The following is a 3,233-nucleotide window of genomic DNA, read 5'->3' on the forward strand; positions in this document are numbered from 1 at the left end:
CTTTTATTAAAGGTATATAGAATACTTAAATTCGCTTGGTTTTGCTTTGAAGGCACCAAAGTATGAAAAAAAATGAATTAATTAATGTAGAAGAAGTACTCGATTTAATGCTTGATGCGGTATGCGTGGTAGATAAACAAGGCACATTTGTTTTTGTAAGCGCAGCATTTGAGCAAATTTTTGGTTATACGGCCGACGAAGTTGTAGGCAAAAAAATGATTAACTATGTTTACGAAGGTGATCATTATAAAACGCATAATGCCGTAACTTCGCTGTTGTCTGGCGAAATGGTGAACCCTCGCTTTGAAAACCGTTGGATGAGAAAAGATGGTCAAGTAGTTCATATATTATGGTCTGTTCGTTGGTCAGAGCAACATCAAGTAAGAATCGCTGTCGCGCACGATATAACTGAACGTAAAGTAATGGAAGATCAACTCCATTATATGGCACGGCACGATGTGTTAACTGGCCTACCAAATCGTTCTTTATTAATGAATCGATTAGAAAAAGTAATTATTAGTGCAACCAGAGACAACACGTTTTTTTCTTTACTGTTTATAGACATAAATGGCTTTAAAGCAGTAAACGATACTCACGGACATGAAATTGGCGATAAGCTTTTATGCGCTATAGCAAAAAGGCTTTCAGCGTCAGTAAGGCATTACGACACAGTAGGGCGTTTAGGCGGAGACGAATTTTTAATTATTTTAGATAACTTAAGTTCTAGCCACGAAACCGTCAGAATAAAAAATAAAGTCCTCACTGAGTTTAAAGCCGTCTTTAAGTTAGATGACGTACTACTAAATATTTCACCCAGTATAGGAATTGCAAACTACCCCGAGCACGGCCAAACAGATCACGAACTCATAAAGTATGCTGATCAAGCTATGTACAAAAATAAACAACGAGGCTTAGATAACGTAACCTATTTACCTCAATAATTAAGCTGAACTATCATCTTAGGTTAAACAATAGTCACAGCGTCCTTAACTACAATGCCTTACTTGCTGACATATTTTTTAATATCGGTTTCCAGTGCTGCGCTAAAAAATCTATAAATGCTCTTACAGCAGTTTGTAGGTAGTTCCTTGATAAATAAACTGCACAAGTTATGTCTGGGTGATAATGAAGACAATTACCGTATCGGCAGTAATACATTTTTTACTAATGATGCAGGCGAAAGCAATATATTGGTCACTGATTATGCAAGCGCAATGGTTGATGAAGCGCAAAATGCAGCGTACGTAAATCAGCATGTTAGTATTGCCTACTAATATGGTTACTAATCAAAAGCGTTTGATTATTTAGATATAACAATACTGGCTCATAAGGCTAAAATAATTTAATCTGAGCGTATTAATTCTTATTAAATTATTTGCCTTATGAGCCTTCTTTTTTCTCTTGCGTTAGCAAGCCTTCCCGCTTTACCAGAGCCTGTTGCAAATAATGCTGTGGCTAAAGTTATTGTTAAAAATCAGCCTTACTTTTTAAGCTTTATGGGGCTGGGGCGCGATAAACAATACTCGTCAGTGCATAATAAAGTGTGGGCGCTTAAAGTTGGCGATTCACAGTGGCAAACTAAAACTGGTGTGCCTTCAAGCTTGCCATTAAAGGGGCGCTTAGCAAGCACCGCAGTCGGCTTAGGCGAGTACGCTTATGTGTTTGGCGGCTATACGGTAGCAGAGGATCATACTGAAGTTTCAAGCCCCGACGTATATAGGTACGACGTAATAAAAGATACCTACACTCATCTTGCGAGTATGCCAGTACCCGTAGACGATAGCGTAGCGCTGAGCTACAAAGCGCGTTACATTTATCTAATTAGCGGTTGGCATAACGACGGCAACGTAAACTTAGTGCAAGTATACGACACGCAAAATAATACATGGCAACAAGCCTCGCCATTTTTAGGTGAGCCTGTATTTGGCCAAGCCGCTGCTATTAGTGCTAACACCATTGTTATTTGTGATGGCGTTAAAACACAAGCTAATCCTGATTCGCGTCGCTCGTTTGCAGGTGTAGCACAGTGCTTAAAAGGCACAATAGATTCAACTAACCCACAAAAAATAGATTGGCGTACCTTGCCACATCCAACGGGCACTGCTCACTACCGAATGGCAGCCACCAGCTATAATGGCAATATTTATATGATGGCAGGCTCTAATAACCCATACAACTACAGCGCAATAGGTTACGACGGCAAACCTGCACCTGCAAGTGACCATGTTTGGCGCTTTAGTATCGAAAAAAACGAATGGCAGATTTTATCACCAGTTGAAGTAAAGAGTATGGATCATCGTGGTTTACTTGAGCACAGCGGTGTTTTATATCGAATTGGCGGTATTGATAACAGTCAGCAAGTAAGCGCTAACGTACTCGGTTACGAGGCGCCAAAGTGAATACCCTTTACATTACCGGAGCGGGAGTCAGCGCAGCCAGTGGTATTCCCACCTTTAGAGGGGAGGATGGTTATTGGACCATTGGCAGTAAAAATTATACGCCTATGGAAATGGCAACGCGCGCAATGTACCAAAATGCCCCTAAAGAGTTTCTAGCATGGTATTACCATCGCTTTGCAACTTATCGCAACCATGGCCCAAACGACGTACACCATTGGCTAAGTGACAAAAACCTAATTACTCAAAACATAGATGGGCTTGATGGCAAAGCGGGTAATAAAAACTACATTGCTATTCATGGCAGGCTTGATCAAATGACCTTATTTCATGAGCAAGGTGAGCCAGTCACGCCACTTGCCACCCCGTGGGATAGCGTAGAAGAAAGCCGCCTGCAAGAGTCTCTCTTTGAGCTATTTAATATTCAAAACCAAACGCCTGTGCTAAACCATTCATTTAAGCCCTTTGTTTTATTATTTGACGAATACTACACCGAGCTTTACAGAATAACACAAGCACAACAGCGTATGCTCAACGCCGATAAAATTGTATTTATGGGCACCTCGTTTAGCGTTAATATTACGCAAATGGCAATTGAAATAGCCCGAAATTACGACATTCCTGTTGAAGTGGTTGACCCTGAACCTGCACATATTTTGCACGCTAACGTCACATATAAAAAAATGAATGCATTAGATTACATTCAATCTAATTAATAAGTGCTATATTTTAAAGGGGTTGATAATGTTTTCTTAAATATTACAATCTCTTTATATAATATTAACGAGTCAAAAATGTTATTATTATCCTGATTATAACAATACTAAAGAGATCTGA

General features: G+C 39.6%; 4 protein-coding genes. All 4 read left to right on the top strand.

Translation table 11 applies throughout. The features are described from left to right. Window positions 1-62 precede the first annotated feature (62 nt). The 4 genes from CXF89_RS18775 to CXF89_RS18790 all read left to right on the top strand — a co-directional run bounded on the left by CXF89_RS18775 (window position 63) and on the right by CXF89_RS18790 (window position 3,112). Window positions 63-941, top strand: a complete 879-nt coding sequence (locus CXF89_RS18775) for a sensor domain-containing diguanylate cyclase (RefSeq protein ID WP_121955445.1) — start codon at window positions 63-65, stop codon at window positions 939-941. Between the two features lie 147 nt (window positions 942-1,088). Next, complete coding sequence (locus CXF89_RS18780) at window positions 1,089-1,274, top strand: NAD(P)-dependent oxidoreductase (RefSeq protein ID WP_121955446.1); 186 nt, start codon at window positions 1,089-1,091, stop codon at window positions 1,272-1,274. A 108-nt stretch (window positions 1,275-1,382) separates the two neighbouring features. Then, window positions 1,383-2,399 (top strand): Kelch repeat-containing protein, encoded by a 1,017-nt coding sequence (locus CXF89_RS18785; protein ID WP_121955447.1) that lies wholly within the window; start codon window positions 1,383-1,385, stop codon window positions 2,397-2,399. Further along, complete coding sequence (locus CXF89_RS18790) at window positions 2,396-3,112, top strand: SIR2 family NAD-dependent protein deacylase (protein WP_121955448.1); 717 nt, start codon at window positions 2,396-2,398, stop codon at window positions 3,110-3,112. The genes CXF89_RS18785 and CXF89_RS18790 overlap by 4 nt, the downstream gene beginning before the upstream one ends. Window positions 3,113-3,233 lie beyond the last annotated feature (121 nt).

It is taken from the genome of Pseudoalteromonas sp. MelDa3 (genome assembly GCF_002863625.1).
Classification (GTDB): Bacteria; Pseudomonadota; Gammaproteobacteria; order Enterobacterales; family Alteromonadaceae; genus Pseudoalteromonas; species Pseudoalteromonas arctica.

What these genes read in the sequence shown, in the direction of transcription:
- CXF89_RS18785 (WP_121955447.1), top strand. Translation starts at nt 1,383, where the DNA reads ATGAGCCTTCTTTTTTCTCTTGCGTTAGCAAGCCTTCCCGCTTTACCA.
- CXF89_RS18775 (WP_121955445.1), top strand. Translation starts at nt 63, where the DNA reads ATGAAAAAAAATGAATTAATTAATGTAGAAGAAGTACTCGATTTAATG.